Source organism: Pseudomonas sp. Eth.TT006 (genome assembly GCF_054456575.1).
Window position 1 is genome coordinate 302,804 of record NZ_JBTJEN010000002.1, and the last position, 17,744, is coordinate 320,547.

Sequence of the window (17,744 nt, forward strand, 5' to 3'; positions counted from 1 at the left end):
CAGGCGTACACCCTGTAGGAGCTGCCGAAGGCTGCGATCTTTTGCTTTTCCCGCCGATTGACGAGATAAACATTAAAGTCCAGTATGGATTTATAAGTACAAAAAACTTCCGCCTCCGTTTTCAGCTTTTTCTTGCCAAACCAACAACAACCCCGCGAGAGAACGAACATGAAGAAACTTCCCCTCATCACCGGTCTGGCTCTGAGCCTGTTGGCGTGCACCAGCGTGTTCGCCGCGGAGAAAACCCTGCGCATCGGCATCGAGGCGGCTTACCCGCCGTTTGCTTCGAAAACCGACAAGGGTGAAATCGTCGGTTTCGACTACGACATCGGCAACGCTCTGTGCGCGCAGATGCAGGTCAAATGCGTATGGGTCGAGGGGGAGTTCGATGGCCTGATTCCGTCGCTGAAAGTGAAGAAAATCGACATGGCGCTGTCGTCGATGACCATCAACGAGGACCGCAAGAAGTCGGTGGATTTCACCCACAAGTATTACTTCACCTCGTCGCGACTGATGATGAAGGAAGGCGCCACGGTCGATGACCAGTACGCCAGCCTCAAGGGCAAGAACGTCGGCGTGCAGCGCGCCACCACCACCGACCGTTATGCCACCGAGGTGTTCGAGCCCAAGGGTATCAACGTCAAGCGCTACAGCAACAACGAAGAGATCTACATGGACCTGGCCGCCGGGCGCCTCGATGCGATTTTCGCCGACACCATTCCGCTGACAGACTTCCTGTCGATGCCGCGCGGCAAGGGTTTTGCGTTTGTCGGGCCTGAACTCAAAGACCCGAAATACGTGGGCGAGGGCGCGGGGATTGCGGTGCGCAAGGGCAATGCCGAATTGGTCAGCCAGTTGAATGGCGCCATCGATGGCATTCGCGCGAGTGGTGAGTACCAGAAGATTTCCGAGAAGTATTTCAAGTCCGATATTTACGGCGATTGATAGTCCGCCATCGCTGGCAAGCCAGCTCCCACATTGTCTGTGTCGTGCACAAATATGTGATCACTACACAACCTGTGGGAGCTGGCTTGCCAGCGATGGGGCCGGAAAAATCAGCGCAGATCTTCAGCCCTTCAATTCCTTCAAATGCTTGTACACCGTCGCCCGCCCCATGTTCAGCACACTGGCCACATAGTTCGAGGCGCTCTTGCCCTTGAACGCGCCTTCGGCGTGCAGAGCCAGTACCAGCTCGCGCTTGTGGTCGCGGGTCAGCAGATTCAGGCTCAGCTGGCGCTCGCGCAGCCAGGCGTGGAGGAAGGTGTTGATGCGTTCCTGCCAATCATCGCGAAACAATGAATCCGGTTGCGGGATCAGTTTGCTTGGCGACAGGAACAGGTCCAGCGCCGCTTTGGCATTTTCGAACAGCGAAATATTCAGGTTGATGCACAGCACCGCCAGCGGCCGGCTTTCGCTGTCGCGCAGCACGGTGCTCAGGCTGCGAATCTTTTGACCGTCCCAATTCAGTTTTTCATACGGGCCGATGTTACGGTCGCTGACATCCTCGCTGAGCATGTCTTCGAGCGACGAGTCGTCGCCGATCTCGCGCTTGGACAGGTTGTTGGCGATGTAATCGACCTTTTGCGTACGCAGGTCGTGCAGCACCACTTCGGCGTGGGGAAAGAACAGCGTGGCGATGGCGTCGGCGACGGCACGGAAGTTATCCAGTGCCGGATCGAATTCGGGGGCGGTCATGTCTGTGGAGCTCCAGGCGGCGTCAACGCCCCCGTGAACAGGGGGCGCTGCGAGTGTGCCGCAATCCGTTGGGCGCGTCATCCGCGAGAGGTTCAGCCAAGCCTGGCAGGGGCGAGCATGGCGCTGCTCAGACCGAATTGCAGCAGCGGCTCGGGCAGCGGCAGACCACGGACCAATGCCGCGCTGGCCTGGCCCATCGCCGGTGACGTCTGAATGCCGTAGCCGCCCTGGGCCGCGACCCAGAACAGCCCCGGCACCTGCGGATCGAAACCGCTGAGCAGATCTCCGTCGGCGACAAAGCTGCGCAGGCCGGCCCAGGTGCGCGTCGGGCGGCGGATGGTCAGCGTGGTGGCTTCTTCGATCTGGTAAATGCCCATGGCGATGTCCAGTTCTTCCGGCTGCACGTCGTGCGGCTCGACCGGGTCGGCATTGGCCGGCGAGCCGAGAAACATCCCGGCGTCGGGCTTCATGTAGAACGATTCGTCGAGGCTGACCAGCATCGGCCAGTGATGAATGTCGACGCCTTCGGGGCCGGCGAAAATGAATGCGGCACGACGCTTGGGTTGCAGGCCCAATGGTTTGGCGCCGGCAAAAGCGCCGATCTGGTCGGCCCAAGCGCCGGCAGCGTTGATGATCACTGGCGCACTGAACGTCTGGCCGTTGGTCTGCACCTGCCATTGGCCGTCGGCGCCGCGACTCAGGCCCAGCACCTCGCAGTCGGTGTGTACTTCGCCGTTGTTGCGGCGGATGCCACGCAGGTAACCCTGGTGCAGGGCGTCGGTGTCGATGTCGCTGGCGGTCGGGTCGTAGATCGCGCCGTGAACCTTTTCCCGACGCAGGATCGGCAGGCGAGCACAGGCTTCGTCAGCGCTGAGCAGTTGCATCTCCGGCACCGTGGCTTTGGCGCTGAGGTATTGGTTTTGCAGTTCAACGGCATCGCCGGTGAAATCGACGGTCATCTCGCCACGCGGTGTCAGTAAAGGATGCTCACAGAAGCCGCTTGGCGGCTGATCGAAAAACGCCCGGCTGGCCTGGGTCAGTGCGCGCACCTGTGGGGTGCCATAAGCCGCGGTGTACAGCGCTGCCGAGCGTCCGGTGGAGTGATAGGCCGGGTGCGACTCGCGTTCCAGCACAACCACTTTGCCGTGCGGCGCCAGCCAGAACCCGGTGGAAGCGCCGGCAATCCCGCCGCCGATGATGATGAAGTCTGCCTGGCTCATGAGTCACTCCAAAAGCTGTCGAGGTTCTTGAGGATCTGCCCGCGGCACTCCCCATTGAATACATCCCCTGTAGGAGCTGCCGAAGGCTGCGATCTTTTGATCTTGTTTTTCAAAATCAGGATCAAGATCAAAAGATCGCAGCCTTCGGCAGCTCCTACAGTGTTCGGTGTTTCGGTGTTTCGGTGTTTCAGGGTTCAATGTTTCGGTGTTCGGTTCAGTTGTGCAGCTGGTAAATCGCATTCGCCAGCGCAATGTCTTCCAGCCCCAGACCGATTGAACGGAAAAACACGTGACGGTCGTTACCGGGGCGCGGCACTTTCTCGCTGAGCAGGTCGGCCAGGTCGCCGACAATTGCAGATTTGTCCCAGCCATGCTGCTCGGTCGCGATCAGCATTTCCCCCGCCGAGTCCGGCGTAGTCAGTCGATAATCGCAGAACACCTGCATGGCGTTGAGGCTGTGCGGCGGTACTTCGTGGGCGCGCGGGGCGTTGGTGCTGATCGAGGTGATCAGCGCCGGTTTGCTCAGGGTGGTCGGGTCGATTACCGGTCCGGCGGATGAGGTGCAGAGCATGATCACATCGGCCTCGGCGAGGGCGGCTTCGCGGCTGTCGGCGATCTTCACAGCGGGCGCGATGGCTCGCAATTGTGCCTGAGTTTCAGCGTCTTCGAGCAAGGAGGGCGAATAGACGCTGATGCTCTGCCAGTCGCGCAGACCTTTCACATAATGCAGATGCGCCTGCGCGACCTTGCCGCTGCCGACGATCGCCAGTCGCGAGGCATTCAGCGGGGCGAGGGCATCGACCGCTACCGCTGTGGTCGCAGCGGTGCGCACGGTGGTCAGTTCTCCGGCATCGCACAGTAGCAACGGCTGGCCGGTTTTCATCGACATCAGCAACGTCCACGCCGTTACCAGCGGCCCCTGTTCACGGACGATGTACGGCGAGGTCTTGACCCCATACACACCGTCCTCGGCCAGCACTCCCAGATAATTGATGAAGTCGCCGGCGCCCTGGGGGAATTCCACCAGTTGCTGTGGCGGTTGCACGGCGTGCCCTGCGGCGAGGTCACGAAACAGTTTGCGGAGGATTTGCGGCACGTCGATGCGCGCCAACAGCTCGCGGGCCTGAGGCTGGTCGATCACGAAGGGCGTAATGGGCATCTCGGGCTCCGGCATCTGAAATTAAACTTATTTATCCATTATGGATATTTAAATCCATTTCTCGCAAGCACCGGTTGAAAGGCCGGACGAAAAAAAAGCGCAGTCGTTGCCGGCTGCGCTTTTTCTTTATCGGGTCGCTTATTGCGGACGCTTGCGCTCCACGGGACGCAGCAGGTGCGTCGGCGGGGTTTCACAGCTGATCTTACGGCCCAGCTTCTCTTCGATGGACGGCAATTGGTAGGAGTCGTCCTCGCCAGCGAAGCTGATCGACACGCCATCGGCCCCCGCACGACCGGTACGACCGATGCGATGCACGTAGTCGTCCGGCACTTCCGGCAGGGTGAAGTTGATCACGTGGCTGATGCCGTCGATGTGAATGCCGCGACCGGCCACGTCGGTCGCCACCAGCACGCGGATCTTGCCTTCGCGGAAGCCTTCAAGGGTCTTGATCCGTTTGTGCTGCGGCACGTCGCCGGACAGCTGCGCGGCGTTGATGCCGTCACGTACCAGGCGCTCTTCGATGCGGCGTACCTCGTCCTTGCGGTTGGCAAATACGATGACCCGCTCCCAGCCGTTGTCGTTGACCAGGTTGTAGAGCAGTTTGTATTTGTCGGCGGCGGCCACGGCATAGATGTGCTGCTCGACGTTTTCGTTGGCCACGTTGGTGACTTCGATTTCGACGATCGCAGGATCGGTGGTCCACTGCTTGGCCAAGTTCATCACATCTTCGGTGAAGGTCGCGGAGAACAGCAGTGTCTGACGCTCGGATTTCGGCGGGGTCTGGCGAATGATCTGCCGTACCTGAGGGATGAAGCCCATGTCGAGCATGCGGTCGGCTTCGTCCAGCACCATCACTTCGACCATGTCCAGGTGCACATCGCCGCGCTGGTTGAAGTCGAGCAGGCGGCCGGGGGTGGCGACGAGAATGTCGCAGTGCCGCGCTTCGAGGTGCTTGAGCTGCTTGTCGAAGTCCATGCCACCAACGAAGGTCATGACGTTGAGGCCGGTGTACTTGGTCAGGTCGGCGGCGTCCTTGGCGATCTGCACCACCAGTTCGCGGGTCGGAGCGATGATCAGCGCGCGCGGTTCGCCCATGTAGCGTTCTTTCGGCGGCGGGGTCTGCAGCAACTGGGTGATGATCGAAATCAGGAACGCGGCGGTTTTACCGGTACCGGTCTGCGCGCGGCCGATGGCGTCTTTGCCGGCGAGGGTGTAACCCAGCACCTGCGCCTGGATCGGCGTGCAATACGGGAAGCCCAGGTCCTGGATGGCGTGCATCAGTTCCGGAGCGAGTTTGAAATCGTGGAAGCGGGTTTTGCCTTCCTGGGGTTCGACGACGAAATCCTCGAGTTTCCAGGCAATGACCGGCGCCTTGGGCTTCGGTTCGCGCCGCGGTCTGGCCGGTTTCGGGGCTTCAGTGCGGGTCGGTTCGACGGCAGGCGCAGGCTGGCGCTCAGGCTTGGGTGGCGCGACCGGCGCCGGACGCTCAACCTTGGGCGCATCGGCGCGAGGGCCGGGGGTGTGCGACGGCGCACTGGGGACTGGCGCGAGTTGTTCGGCCTCGCTTTTACCGAACATTTTCTTGAGTGCTTTGAGCACGGTCATCTCATCAATTGGTTAAGGAATGTACGCCGGCCAGTGTAATGCAAGAAGCGGGCTCGGCGTAGGGGGATGATCAAAGGGGTCCGCTGAGCGGCCGAATCAGCGTAGACGCTCTGCCAGCCAGACGCCGATGTCGCGAATTTCTTCGGGTAACACTTCGTGCTCCATTGGGTATTCCTGCCATGTCACGGTGACACCATGCTTCACCAAATGCTCATAGGCACTGCGCCCCATGGAGTTTTGCACCACGCCATCGAACTGGCCGTGCAGGCACAGCGCCGGGATCCGTTGCTGGCTGGCAGAAAGCTCCATCTCGTCGAAGAACGTCGGGGCATAGGTGGACAGGGCAAGGACCCCACCCAGCGGACCTTGCCACTTCATATAAGCGGTGTGCAGCACCACGGCGCCGCCCTGGGAAAACCCGGCGAGGAAAATCCGCGAAGCGTCTATTCCGCTGGCTCGCTGCTCTTCGATCAATGCAATGACACGATCCGCCGACGCTTCCAGCTGCTCACGATCAATCGCCCGCGCCGGGCTCATGGCCTTGATGTCGTACCAGCTCGGCATCGCGTAGCCACCATTGATGGTCACCGGCAGGGTCGGTGCCTGGGGCAATACGAAGCGTGTGCTCAGCAGGCTTTCCTGCAGCGCTTCGGCCACTGGCAGGAAGTCATAGCGGTCCGCGCCGAGGCCGTGCAGCCAAATCACGCAGGCATCTGCGGGCTTTACGGGTTGAAGAATCAGGGGCTCGGTCATGGCTGCTCCAAAAGTGTGCGGGCGCTCTCAATAAGTGCGTGATTGAGGTGCGCACCCGGTCGATCCGTTAAGAAGATGTCGCAAGGCTACAAGTTTTGCTATTGACCTGTCGCGCAATCGCTTCAGCAAGCGGAGTGGTACGGGCTTTGCTACGGCTCTTTGCGTGCAACTGTTCTCGCATGTGGCGGTAACACTATCAGTGTACGTCGTGTGAAGGGATTGCAAAGAATCCGGTGATGGATGTTCGCCAATGGCCGCTACGGGCAAAGCGAACGTGAAAGGGCTACAGCCCGTTCGGCCGATTGGTGAGAAGTGAGTTGTCCATGATGTGGATTTTCTCCTACTAGACTCATAGCGAAGGTCTTACGTCGGTTGACCCCAAAAAAAGCCAACACGGGTCAGCAACGCCTCAAAAGGGTGCGACGGGACTCAAGCTCCGACACAACAAGAGCAAAACTGGAGGTTTGAATGAAGATGTTGAAATCCACTCTGGCGGTCGTGACTGCTGCAGCAGTACTCGGCGTCAGCGGGTTCGCTCAGGCGGGTGCAACCCTGGATGCCGTACAGAAGAAAGGTTTCGTGCAGTGTGGCGTGAGCGACGGTCTGCCGGGCTTCTCGGTACCGGACGCTTCGGGCAAGATCCTCGGGATCGACGCTGACGTCTGCCGCGCTGTGGCGGCTGCCGTTTTCGGCGACGCGAACAAGGTCAAATTCAGCCAGTTGAACGCCAAGGAGCGCTTCACCGCGCTGCAATCCGGCGAAATCGACCTGCTCTCGCGCAACACCACCATGACCAGCTCGCGTGACGCCGGCATGGGCCTGAAATTCCCGGGCTTCATCACTTACTACGACGGCGTGGGCTTCCTGGCCAACAACAAGCTGGGCGTGAAAAGTGCCAAGGAACTGGACGGTGCAACCATCTGCATCCAGGCCGGTACCACCACCGAACTGAACGTGTCCGACTACTTCCGCGCCAACGGCCTGAAGTACACCCCGATCACTTTCGACACCTCCGATGAAAGCGCCAAGTCGCTGGAATCCGGTCGTTGCGACGTGCTGACCTCCGACAAGTCGCAGCTGTACGCACAGCGCAGCAAACTGGCTTCGCCAAAAGACTACGTGGTGCTGCCGGAAACCATTTCCAAGGAACCACTGGGTCCGGTCGTGCGTAACGGCGACGACGAGTGGCTGGCGATCGTGCGCTGGGTTGGCTACGCGCTGCTCAACGCTGAAGAAGCCGGCGTGACCTCGAAAAACGTCCTGGAAGAAGCCAAATCCACCAAGAACCCGGACGTCGCGCGTCTGCTGGGTGCTGACGGTGAATACGGCAAGGACCTGAAACTGCCGAAGGACTGGGTTGTGAAAATCGTTTCGCAGGTCGGTAACTACGGTGAAATCTTCGAGAAAAACCTCGGCAAGAGCACTCCGCTGGAAATCGACCGTGGCATGAATGCGCTGTGGAACGCCGGCGGCATTCAGTACGCACCACCAGTGCGCTAATGGTTCTATCACCCGGTGGGCCAACCACCGGGTGATGTTCTGTTCCATTTCTTCCGGGGCACTTCATGCAAAATTCAATCGGCGCACCAAAGCAGAGGTTCAGCCTCAGCGATCCGCGAGTGCGTGCGTGGCTGTTTCAGATCATCACCGTCGTGGCGGTGGTCGCCATGGGCTGGTATCTGTTCGATAACACCCAGACCAACCTGCAGCACCGGGGCATCACTTCCGGTTTCAGCTTTCTGGAGCGTAGTGCCGGTTTCGGTATCGCTCAGCACCTGATCTCCTACACCGAAGCGGACAGTTACGCACGGGTGTTTGTGATCGGCCTGCTCAACACGTTACTGGTCACCTTTATCGGCGTGATCCTGGCGACGTTGCTGGGCTTCATCATCGGTGTGGCGCGCCTGTCGCCGAACTGGATCATCAGCAAACTGGCGACCGTGTATGTGGAAGTGTTCCGCAACATTCCGCCGCTGCTGCAAATCCTGTTCTGGTACTTCGCGGTATTCCTGACCATGCCGGGGCCGCGTAACAGCCACAACTTCGGCGACACCTTCTTCGTCAGCAGCCGGGGCTTGAACATGCCGGCCGCGCAAATGGCTGACGGCTTCTGGGCGTTTGTGATCAGCGTGGTGCTGGCGATTGTCGCCACCGTGCTGATGTGCCGCTGGGCCAACAAGCGTTTCGAGGAAACCGGCGAGCCGTTCCACAAGTTCTGGGTTGGTCTGGCGATTCTGCTGGTAATCCCGACCCTGTGCGCGCTGATCTTCGGCGCTCCGCTGCATTGGGAAATGCCGCAGCTCAAGGGCTTCAACTTCGTCGGTGGCTGGGTATTGATCCCGGAACTGCTGGCACTGACCCTGGCCCTGACCGTCTACACCGCCGCGTTCATCGCGGAAATCGTCCGTTCGGGGATCAAGTCGGTCAGCCACGGCCAGACCGAAGCGGCCCGCTCGCTCGGCCTGCGCAACGGCCCGACCCTGCGCAAGGTGATCATCCCGCAGGCCCTGCGCGTGATCATTCCGCCGCTGACCAGCCAATACCTCAACCTGGCGAAAAACTCTTCGCTGGCGGCCGGTATCGGTTATCCGGAAATGGTTTCGCTGTTTGCCGGTACGGTGCTCAACCAGACCGGTCAGGCGATCGAGGTGATTGCCATCACCATGAGCGTGTACCTGGCGATCAGTATCAGCATTTCCCTGCTGATGAACTGGTACAACAAGCGCATTGCGCTGATCGAGCGGTAAGGAATAGCGCATGAGTACTCATACTTTCAAACCCGACATGCCTCCACCGAACAGTAGCATCGGCGTGGTGGCGTGGATGCGTGCGAACATGTTCTCCAGCTGGCTCAACACCTTGCTGACACTGTTTGCGTTTTACCTGATCTACCTGGTGGTGCCACCGATCCTCAGCTGGGCGATCCTCGATGCCAACTGGGTCGGCACTACTCGCGCCGACTGCACCAAGGATGGCGCCTGCTGGGTGTTCATTCAGCAGCGTTTCGGCCAGTTCATGTACGGCTACTACCCGCTCGAACTGCGCTGGCGCGTGGACCTGACCGTGTGGCTGGCGGTGCTTGGGGTGGCGCCACTGTTCATCTCGCGCTTTCCGCGTAAAGCGATTTACGGCCTGAGCTTCCTGGTGATCTACCCGATCATCGCCTGGTGCTTGCTGCATGGCGGCGTGTTCGGCCTCGACAGCGTAGCGACCAGCCAGTGGGGCGGACTGATGCTGACCCTGGTGATCGCCACCGTCGGCATCGCCGGCGCCTTGCCGCTGGGGATCATCCTCGCGCTGGGCCGGCGCTCGAACATGCCGGCGATTCGCGTGGTGTGCGTGACGTTCATCGAGTTCTGGCGCGGCGTGCCGCTGATTACCGTGCTGTTCATGTCCTCGGTAATGCTGCCGTTGTTCCTGCCTGAAGGCATGAACTTCGACAAGCTGCTCCGGGCGCTGATCGGGGTGATCCTGTTCCAGTCGGCCTACGTTGCCGAGGTGGTGCGTGGCGGTCTGCAAGCGATCCCCAAAGGTCAGTACGAAGCCGCTGCAGCGATGGGCCTCGGTTACTGGCGGGCGATGGGCCTGGTGATTCTGCCGCAAGCCCTGAAGCTGGTGATTCCGGGCATCGTCAACACCTTCATCGCGCTGTTCAAGGACACCAGCCTTGTGATCATCATCGGCCTTTTTGACCTGCTCAACAGCGTCAAGCAAGCCGCTGCCGACCCGAAATGGCTGGGCATGGCCACCGAAGGCTACGTGTTCGCCGCCCTGGTGTTCTGGATTTTCTGTTTTGGTATGTCGCGCTATTCCATGCATCTGGAACGCAAGCTCGACACTGGCCACAAGCGTTAGGAGTTCTCTGTAAATGAGCGAAGCAATCAAAAAGCCTGTGGGCCCTGAAGGCATTATCCAGATGCAGGGCGTCAACAAATGGTACGGCCAGTTCCACGTGCTGAAGGACATCAACCTCAACGTCAGACAGGGCGAGCGTATTGTGCTGTGTGGGCCGTCGGGTTCCGGCAAGTCGACCACCATCCGCTGCCTCAATCGCCTGGAAGAACACCAGCAGGGGCGCATCGTCGTCGATGGCGTGGAACTGACCAACGACCTCAAGCAGATCGAAGCGATCCGTCGCGAAGTCGGCATGGTGTTCCAGCACTTCAACCTGTTCCCGCACCTGACCATCCTGCAGAACTGCACGCTGGCACCGATGTGGGTGCGCAAGATGCCCAAGCGCAAGGCAGAGGAAATCGCCATGCATTACCTGGAGCGCGTACGCATTCCGGAGCAGGCGCATAAATTCCCGGGGCAACTGTCCGGCGGCCAGCAACAGCGTGTGGCGATTGCCCGCGCGCTGTGCATGAAACCGAAAATCATGCTGTTCGACGAACCGACCTCGGCGCTCGACCCGGAGATGGTGAAAGAAGTTCTCGACACCATGATCGGCCTCGCCGAAGACGGCATGACCATGCTCTGCGTGACCCACGAAATGGGCTTCGCCCGCACCGTGGCCAACCGCGTGATCTTCATGGACAAGGGCGAAATCGTTGAGCAGGCAGCGCCGAACGACTTCTTCGACAATCCGCAGAATGACCGGACGAAGTTGTTCCTGAGTCAGATTTTGCATTGATGATCGGCGCGTAAAACCAACCCGGCCTTGTGCCGGGTTTGTTTTTTGTGGGTCAGGGCACGTTGATAGTTTCGTGTTCTTTGTGGACGGTATCTTTGAAACCCCGCAAGTCCGCACCTTCACCCAGTGCGCGAACGTCAGCGAGCAAGTACGGGTAGCGATCAAGCAGCCGCATCAAAACCAGCAACGCTTTGGGCGGCAGTGTTTCGCCACGTTCGTAACGTGAAAACGCGTTATGCCCGCCACCCGAGAGCAATTGCACTGCGTCTTTCTGGGAAAGATGCAATTTGCGCCGGATGCGCTTCATCTCGCTGCCGATCATTTGTCTGCCCGCGACGACCAACTCGTCGCAGGCATCCGAATGGCGTTCCGCGCTCTCAGGATCAAAGATGACCTCGGCGCATGCCTGGCATTCCCAGCCGGACAGGTCATCAAGCCGTCGTTCCATGCCCTTGACGCTCATGGTTTCAGCGCGCCCCGCGAAATGCCGCATGCCCTCGGGAGCGCCACAACTGAAGCATTGTTTTGTGCTCATGCATTGTTCTCCTTGAAGGAGATCACCGGCGGTTCACCGCCCGCGCAGTAAGTCACCTTGATGTAGATCTCCAGATCGTTCCAGGTCGTGTGATAGACGTCCTGCCAGATGCGATGGTCGTTGTAGGTCGTCATGGATTTGAACAGCATCCGGCTGTCGAGCCCGAACACGATTTGTTGCATCTCATTGATGTCCAACCCCAAATTCCTGGCGCTGATTCGCGCAGTTTGGGTGAACGCTGCTTTGCCCTTGCGCCTGACATCCTCCTTGATCACCGCCAGATTGTAGTGGGGTGTGTTTTTCTCCATGAACGCTTAATCCTGTCCCTGAAATTACCCTCTAAGGGTAATTTTGACTAATCGAAAATCTCGCTTCGTGTGTCTCCTTTGAACCCTAGGCGGTTGCCGTCCTACATGGAGCTGACTAACATGTCAGAAAATTCATCCTATGATTGGATGAAAGGACGAGTCCCATGTCAGAAAATTCGTTGCTCATAAAACGCTCACTGGTCGATCAGGCGCTCGATCAACTGCGTCAGCGCATCACCGACGGCGTGTGGCAGGTCGGTGAACGGCTGCCCACCGAACCCGAGCTGTGCGCCGAGCTGGGCATCAGCCGCAACACCGTGCGTGAAGCCATGCGCGTGCTGGCGTTTTCCGGGTTGATCGAAATCCGCCAGGGCGACGGCAGTTATCTGCGCGCGGTGGTCGATCCGATGGACACGCTCAAGGCGCTGTCGCGCTGCTCGCTGGAGCAGGCGCGCGAAACCCGGCACATCCTTGAAGTCGAGGCCATCGGCCTGGCGGCAGTACGGCGCACCGATGAAGATCTGCGCGCCTTGCGCGAGGCGCTCGGCACCAGCGGCAGCCATTACCACGGCGATCTCGATACTTACATCGCCTGCGATCTGGTGTTCCACCGCCGTTTGGTGGACGCCGCGCACAACCCCACTCTCAGCGAGTTGTATCGCTATTTCTCCAGCATTGTCGGCGCGCAATTGCGTCAGACGCTGAACATCGTCCCGCGCCGTCAGGAAGTGTTCGACCTGCATATCGAGCTGCTCGATGCCGTCGAACAACGCGACCCGGAACGGGCCAAAGCCATATCGAGGCAGTTGATCAATGAACCTTGAAAGCGAGAAAAACTTCGCAACCCCCAAGCGCGCGGCAGAGCTCGAAGAGCTGCTGATCGACGCCGAAGCCGACGACGAGCAGGTGCAGCAAAGCCATCCGCTGGTGCGTCGGCCGTGGCTGTTGCTGCTGGGGCTGATTCTGGTGGCGCTGAACTTGCGTCCTGCGCTGTCGAGCATGGCGCCGCTGCTCAGCGAAGTTTCGAAAAGCCTTGGCTTGTCCGCCGCACAAGCCGGTCTGCTGACCACGTTGCCGGTGCTGTGCCTGGGACTTTTCGCACCGCTGGCGCCGATTCTGGCGCGGCGTTTCGGCGCCGAGCGGGTAGTGCTGGGGATTCTGCTGACCCTGGCCGGCGGGATCATTTTGCGCAGCAACTTCGGTGAAGTCGGCCTGTTTGCCGGCAGCGTCCTGGGTGGCGCGAGCATTGGCATTATCGGTGTGCTGCTGCCGGGCATCGTCAAGCGCGACTTCGCCCGACACGCCGGGACCATGACCGGCGTCTACACCATGGCGCTGTGCCTGGGCGCGGCGATGGCGGCGGGTTCGACCGTGCCGTTGAGCGCACACTTCGACCACAGTTGGGCGCTGGGTCTGGGTTTCTGGGTGATTCCGGCGCTGGTGGCGGCGGTGTTCTGGCTGCCTCAAGTGGGGAAAAAGCACGGTGCGCACAACGTTGCCTATCGAGTGAAAGGACTGCTGCGTGATCCGCTGGCCTGGCAGGTGACCTTGTACATGGGCCTGCAATCGTCGTTGGCGTACATCGTATTTGGCTGGTTGCCGTCGATCCTGATCGGTCGCGGGCTGACCCCGACCCAGGCCGGACTAGTGCTGTCCGGCTCGGTGCTCATCCAGCTCGCCAGCTCCCTCGCGGCGCCATGGCTGGCGACCCGGGGCAAGGATCAGCGGCTGGCGATCGTGGTGGTGATGGCGCTGACCCTCGGTGGGCTGTTCGGCTGCCTGTATGCGCCGCTCGAAGGTCTGTGGGGCTGGGCAATCCTGCTGGGGCTGGGGCAGGGCGGTACGTTCAGTCTGGCGCTGACCTTGATCGTGTTGCGCTCGCGGGACTCCCACGTCGCGGCGAACCTGTCGAGCATGTCTCAGGGCTTCGGCTACACCCTGGCCTCAATGGGGCCATTCGCCGTCGGCGTGGTGCATGACTGGACCGGTGGCTGGACTGCGCTGGGCTGGATTTTCGGCATCATCGGCGCTGGCGCAATCGTTGCCGGATTGGGCGCGGGCCGGGCGCTGTACGTGCAAGTGCAAAGCGAAAAAATCTGACCTTGCAGGAGCTGCGGCACGCTGCGATCTTTTGCTCTTGATTGGAAAATCCTGAAGAGCAAAAGATCGCAGCGTGCCGCAGCTCCTACAGGTTTTGTGCACCAAGGGTATTCGGTGGGCGAATGCCGATAGTGTTTCTGCGCGTTGCAGATTATCGTGCTGGCAATCTGTCCATTTTCTGGAGTTTGCCCATGAGCGAAGCCCACGCCGCCCTGATCACCCGCTTCTACCAGGCCTTCCAGCGCCTCGACGCCGAGGCCATGGCCGCCTGCTACACCGACGATGTGGTGTTCAGCGACCCGGCCTTCGGCGAGTTGCGCGGACGTGATGCCGGCGACATGTGGCGGATGCTCACCACCCGGGCCAAGGACTTCTCCCTGACCTTCGACAACGTCCGCGCCGACGAGCGCAGTGGCGGCGCGCACTGGGTGGCGACGTATCTGTTCAGTCAGACCGGCAACGTGGTGATCAACGACATCCAGGCGCGTTTTGTCTTCCGCGACGGCAAGATCTGCGAGCACCACGACCACTTCGATCTGTGGCGCTGGTCGCGTCAGGCGCTGGGTTTCAAAGGTCTGTTGCTGGGCTGGACGCCGCTGGTGCGCAACGCTGTTCGTGCGCAGGCGTTGAAAGGGCTGAAGGCATTTCAGGCCGGTCGCTGATAAGATCGCGGCCTGTTTCCTACACGTCCTGATCCCGAAGTGACCAGCCTCAGCGAAAATACTGCCGAAGTCGTCGAACCCGTGAGCAAGTCCTGGTTCGTCTATCTGGTGCGCGCGGCCAACGGTTCGCTGTACTGCGGGATCAGCGACGACCCGCTGCGCCGCTTCGCCAAGCACCAGAGCGGCAAGGGCGCACGCTTTTTCCTGTCCAGTCCGGCCATGGCGTTGGTCTATACCGAGCGCTGCCGCGACAAAAGCGATGCGCTGCGTCAGGAACGGCTGATCAAGAAGTTGCGCAAGAGCGCCAAGGAATGTCTGGTCGCGTCTTATCAATCTGACTGATCGGTTGCTATCAGCCAGATCTGTAGGCCGCTAATCAAATGCACGCTAAGCTGCCGACTCACTAATTGAGCGGCGGAGCCGAGCATGTCCGAGTTGATTCTGCATCATTACCCGACCTCGCCCTTTGCCGAGAAGGCGCGCCTGTTGCTGGGCTTCAAAGGCCTGTCCTGGCGCTCGGTGCACATTTCGCCGGTGATGCCCAAACCCGATCTGACCGCACTGACCGGTGGCTATCGCAAGACCCCGGTGCTGCAGATCGGCGCGGATATTTATTGCGACACGGCGTTGATCGCTCGGCGCCTGGAGCAGGAAAAAGCCCTGCCGGCGTTGTTCCCTGAAGGCCAGGAAATGATCAGCACCAGTTTTGCCGCGTGGGCCGACTCGGTGGTGTTCCAGCATGCCGTGAGTCTGGTGTTCCAGCCCGAGTCGGTGGCGGTGCGTTTCGCCAAGCTGCCGCCGGAAGCGATCAAGGCGTTCCTCGCCGACCGTGCCGGGCTGTTCAGTGGCGGCAGCGCCACCCGCCTGTCGGCCGAACAGGCCAAGCATCAATGGCCAACGATCATGGCGCGTCTGGAGCAACAGTTGCAGCGCGAGCAGGGCGACTTCCTGTTCGGTGAGCCGTCGATTGCCGACTTCGCCCTGGCGCATCCGCTGTGGTTCCTCAAGGCGACGCCTGTCACTGCGCCGTTGGTCGACGAATATCCGGCGGTCACTGCGTGGCTGTCGCGTGTGCTGGGCTTTGGACATGGTGCGTCGAGTGTAATGACCGCCGAGGAAGCGCTGGACGTGGCGCGCAACGCGACGCCGGCCGCATTGCCGGAGGAGCCGTTTGCCGATCCGAACGGCTTCAAGGCCGGGCAGCAGGTGGCGATAGCCGCGATCGACTACGGCGTGGATGCGGTGCAGGGCGAGTTGCTGTTTGCCGGACGTGAAGAACTGATCCTGCGCCGTGAAGACCCGCGTGGCGGCGTGGTGCATGTGCACTTCCCGCGCTTTGGTTTCCGCATCGAGGCTCGCTGATCAGCGAGTAGCCTTTGCTTGATAGGATGGGGCGCATTTGTGGTGAGGGGATTTATCCCCGATGGGGTGCGAAGCGCCCCCAAAAACCTGCACGCTTCACCAGGCAGGTTTTGCGACGGCTTCGCCGCCGATCGGGGATAAATCCCCTCGCCACAGGGGCGCAGTGTTACTTCAGGGCCGCCAGAATCTCATCCGGATCAAACCCGCGAATCAACGTGCCATTCACATCAATCAACGGAATCCCGCGCCCGCCCAAGGCCTCATACGCCTTGCGCGCCTCGGCATCCTTCTCGATGTCAAACTCCTTGAACGCAATGCCCTTGCTGTCGAGAAAACGCTTGGTCTGCTTGCAGTAGCCACACCAGTCGGTGGCGTACAGCACGACACGGGCCTGCGCCCGCGTCTGCTCCGAGACCATCTGCGACGGATTGAACACCCGCTCGATCTTGCCCCAGTTCTGATAGATCACCACCACCAGCAGAACCAGCGCGACCTTCTTCAGCACCTTGCCCAGCATCAGTTGCGACGCTTGAGCTGATCGGTCAGCGAGGTCGGCAGGCCCTTGATGATCAGGGTGCCGGCCTCTTCGTCGTATTCGATCTTCGAGCCCAGCAGGTGCGCTTCAAAGCTGATTGACAGGCCTTCGGCGCGGCCGGTGAAGCGGCGGAACTGGTTGAGGGTGCGTTTGTCCGCCGGAATCTCTGGCGACAGGCCGTAGTCCTTGTTGCGGATGTGGTCGTAGAAGGCTTTCGGGCGCTCTTCATCGATCAGCTCCGACAGCTCTTCCAGACCCATCGGCTCGCCGAGTTTGGCCTGGCTGCTGGCGTAATCGACCAGGGTCTTGGTTTTTTCGCGGGCGGAGTCTTCCGGCAGGTCTTCGCTCTCGACGAAATCGCTGAAGGCCTTGAGCAGAGTGCGGGTTTCGCCTGGGCCGTCGACGCCTTCCTGGCAACCGATGAAGTCGCGGAAGTATTCCGAGACCTTCTTGCCGTTCTTGCCCTTGATGAACGAGATGTACTGCTTGGACTGCTTGTTGTTCTGCCACTCGGACACGTTGATCCGCGCCGCCAGGTGCAACTGGCCGAGGTCGAGGTGGCGTGACGGGGTCACGTCCAGCTCATCGGTCACCGCCACGCCTTCGCTGTGGTGCAGCAGGGCGATCGCCAGGTAATCGGTCATGCCTTGTTGGTAATGGGCGAACAGCACGTGGCCGCCGACCGACAGGTTCGACTCTTCCATCAGCTTCTGCAGATGCTCGACCGCGACTTTGCTGAACGTGGTGAAGTCCTTGCCACCGTCCATGTACTCCTTCAGCCAGCCGCTGAACGGGAACGCGCCGGATTCCGGATGGAACAGGCCCCAGGCTTTGCCCTGTTTGGCGTTATAGCTCTCGTTGAGGTCGGCGAGCATGTTCTCGATGGCCGCGGACTCAGCCAGTTCGGAATCACGGGCGTGCAGAACTGCGGGCGTGCCGTCGGGTTTTTTGTCGATCAGGTGGACGATGCAATGACGGATCGGCATGGGCTTCTCGGCTGGTGGAAGGGAGGAGGGCAGGCTCCCCCGAAAAAGCGCTAAGTGTACCCGATTCTCCACCCGGGACGTTGCAACCGTCCCCCTGTAGGAGCTGCCGCAGGCTGCGATCTTTTGACTTTGATTTTTTAAAAAACAAGATCAAAAGATCGCAGCCTTCGGCAGCTCCTACAGAAAGCGGG

General features: G+C 60.4%; 19 protein-coding genes. 10 read left to right on the forward strand and 9 right to left on the reverse strand.

All coding sequences use genetic code 11. The features are described from left to right. Positions 1 to 168: 168 nt before the first annotated feature. Positions 169 to 945 (forward strand): ABC transporter substrate-binding protein, encoded by a 777-nt coding sequence (locus ACXR0M_RS04550; protein ID WP_458830320.1) that lies wholly within the window; start codon positions 169 to 171, stop codon positions 943 to 945. Between the two features lie 123 nt (positions 946 to 1,068). On the opposite strand, the gene ACXR0M_RS04555 is transcribed toward ACXR0M_RS04550, so the two are convergent. The 5 genes from ACXR0M_RS04555 to ACXR0M_RS04575 all read right to left on the reverse strand — a co-directional run bounded on the left by ACXR0M_RS04555 (position 1,069) and on the right by ACXR0M_RS04575 (position 6,432). Beyond that, complete coding sequence (locus tag ACXR0M_RS04555; RefSeq protein ID WP_458830321.1) at positions 1,069 to 1,695, reverse strand: helix-turn-helix transcriptional regulator; 627 nt, start codon at positions 1,693 to 1,695, stop codon at positions 1,069 to 1,071. Positions 1,696 to 1,787: 92 nt separating this feature from the next. Then, positions 1,788 to 2,915: an NAD(P)/FAD-dependent oxidoreductase gene (locus ACXR0M_RS04560; protein ID WP_458830323.1), complete on the reverse strand. Its 1,128-nt coding sequence runs from the start codon at positions 2,913 to 2,915 to the stop codon at positions 1,788 to 1,790. A gap of 214 nt (positions 2,916 to 3,129) precedes the next feature. Next, complete coding sequence (locus ACXR0M_RS04565; RefSeq protein WP_458830324.1) at positions 3,130 to 4,074, reverse strand: ornithine cyclodeaminase family protein; 945 nt, start codon at positions 4,072 to 4,074, stop codon at positions 3,130 to 3,132. A gap of 138 nt (positions 4,075 to 4,212) precedes the next feature. Then, on the reverse strand, positions 4,213 to 5,679 hold the full coding sequence (rhlB, locus tag ACXR0M_RS04570; protein WP_458830326.1) for an ATP-dependent RNA helicase RhlB: 1,467 nt from the start codon (positions 5,677 to 5,679) through the stop codon (positions 4,213 to 4,215). 96 nt (positions 5,680 to 5,775) lie between these two features. Beyond that, positions 5,776 to 6,432, reverse strand: a complete 657-nt coding sequence (locus tag ACXR0M_RS04575) for an alpha/beta hydrolase (protein WP_458830328.1) — start codon at positions 6,430 to 6,432, stop codon at positions 5,776 to 5,778. Between the two features lie 468 nt (positions 6,433 to 6,900). Here ACXR0M_RS04575 and ACXR0M_RS04580 point away from each other — a divergent pair, with 468 nt between their 5' ends. From ACXR0M_RS04580 to ACXR0M_RS04595, 4 genes are all read left to right on the forward strand, one after another. Continuing rightward, complete coding sequence (locus tag ACXR0M_RS04580; protein WP_458830330.1) at positions 6,901 to 7,932, forward strand: amino acid ABC transporter substrate-binding protein; 1,032 nt, start codon at positions 6,901 to 6,903, stop codon at positions 7,930 to 7,932. A 65-nt stretch (positions 7,933 to 7,997) separates the two neighbouring features. Next, positions 7,998 to 9,179, forward strand: a complete 1,182-nt coding sequence (locus ACXR0M_RS04585) for an amino acid ABC transporter permease (protein ID WP_458830332.1) — start codon at positions 7,998 to 8,000, stop codon at positions 9,177 to 9,179. A gap of 10 nt (positions 9,180 to 9,189) precedes the next feature. After that, the gene (locus ACXR0M_RS04590) at positions 9,190 to 10,287 is read left to right on the forward strand and encodes an amino acid ABC transporter permease (protein ID WP_458830334.1); all 1,098 of its coding nucleotides are present in this window, start codon (positions 9,190 to 9,192) and stop codon (positions 10,285 to 10,287) included. A gap of 13 nt (positions 10,288 to 10,300) precedes the next feature. Continuing rightward, positions 10,301 to 11,065, forward strand: a complete 765-nt coding sequence (locus ACXR0M_RS04595; RefSeq protein ID WP_114881492.1) for an amino acid ABC transporter ATP-binding protein — start codon at positions 10,301 to 10,303, stop codon at positions 11,063 to 11,065. A gap of 52 nt (positions 11,066 to 11,117) precedes the next feature. On the opposite strand, the gene ACXR0M_RS04600 is transcribed toward ACXR0M_RS04595, so the two are convergent. Beyond that, positions 11,118 to 11,600 carry a type II toxin-antitoxin system MqsA family antitoxin gene (locus ACXR0M_RS04600; protein ID WP_458830336.1) on the reverse strand — a complete coding sequence of 161 codons (483 nt, stop codon included), beginning with the start codon at positions 11,598 to 11,600 and terminating at the stop codon, positions 11,118 to 11,120. After that, complete coding sequence (locus tag ACXR0M_RS04605; protein WP_458830338.1) at positions 11,597 to 11,908, reverse strand: type II toxin-antitoxin system MqsR family toxin; 312 nt, start codon at positions 11,906 to 11,908, stop codon at positions 11,597 to 11,599. The genes ACXR0M_RS04600 and ACXR0M_RS04605 overlap by 4 nt, the downstream gene beginning before the upstream one ends. Before the next feature lie 164 nt (positions 11,909 to 12,072). Here ACXR0M_RS04605 and ACXR0M_RS04610 point away from each other — a divergent pair, with 164 nt between their 5' ends. From ACXR0M_RS04610 to ACXR0M_RS04630, 5 genes are all read left to right on the forward strand, one after another. Beyond that, positions 12,073 to 12,732, forward strand: a complete 660-nt coding sequence (locus ACXR0M_RS04610; protein ID WP_458830340.1) for a FadR/GntR family transcriptional regulator — start codon at positions 12,073 to 12,075, stop codon at positions 12,730 to 12,732. Next, positions 12,722 to 14,008, forward strand: a complete 1,287-nt coding sequence (locus ACXR0M_RS04615) for a CynX/NimT family MFS transporter (protein ID WP_458830342.1) — start codon at positions 12,722 to 12,724, stop codon at positions 14,006 to 14,008. Before ACXR0M_RS04610 ends, ACXR0M_RS04615 begins: the two co-directional genes overlap by 11 nt. A 191-nt stretch (positions 14,009 to 14,199) precedes the next feature. Next, positions 14,200 to 14,670, forward strand: coding sequence for a nuclear transport factor 2 family protein (locus ACXR0M_RS04620; RefSeq protein WP_003221901.1), 471 nt, complete (start codon positions 14,200 to 14,202; stop codon positions 14,668 to 14,670). Positions 14,671 to 14,709: 39 nt separating this feature from the next. Beyond that, complete coding sequence (locus ACXR0M_RS04625) at positions 14,710 to 15,012, forward strand: GIY-YIG nuclease family protein (RefSeq protein WP_458830344.1); 303 nt, start codon at positions 14,710 to 14,712, stop codon at positions 15,010 to 15,012. 84 nt (positions 15,013 to 15,096) lie between these two features. Beyond that, complete coding sequence (locus ACXR0M_RS04630) at positions 15,097 to 16,032, forward strand: glutathione S-transferase family protein (RefSeq protein WP_458830346.1); 936 nt, start codon at positions 15,097 to 15,099, stop codon at positions 16,030 to 16,032. 166 nt (positions 16,033 to 16,198) lie between these two features. Here the strand turns inward: ACXR0M_RS04630 and ACXR0M_RS04635 are convergent, their stop codons facing one another. Both ACXR0M_RS04635 and yejK read right to left on the reverse strand, forming a co-directional pair. Beyond that, complete coding sequence (locus ACXR0M_RS04635; protein WP_458830348.1) at positions 16,199 to 16,549, reverse strand: glutaredoxin family protein; 351 nt, start codon at positions 16,547 to 16,549, stop codon at positions 16,199 to 16,201. Further along, on the reverse strand, positions 16,549 to 17,553 hold the full coding sequence (yejK, locus tag ACXR0M_RS04640) for a nucleoid-associated protein YejK (RefSeq protein ID WP_458830350.1): 1,005 nt from the start codon (positions 17,551 to 17,553) through the stop codon (positions 16,549 to 16,551). The genes ACXR0M_RS04635 and yejK overlap by 1 nt, the downstream gene beginning before the upstream one ends. Positions 17,554 to 17,744: the final 191 nt, after the last annotated feature.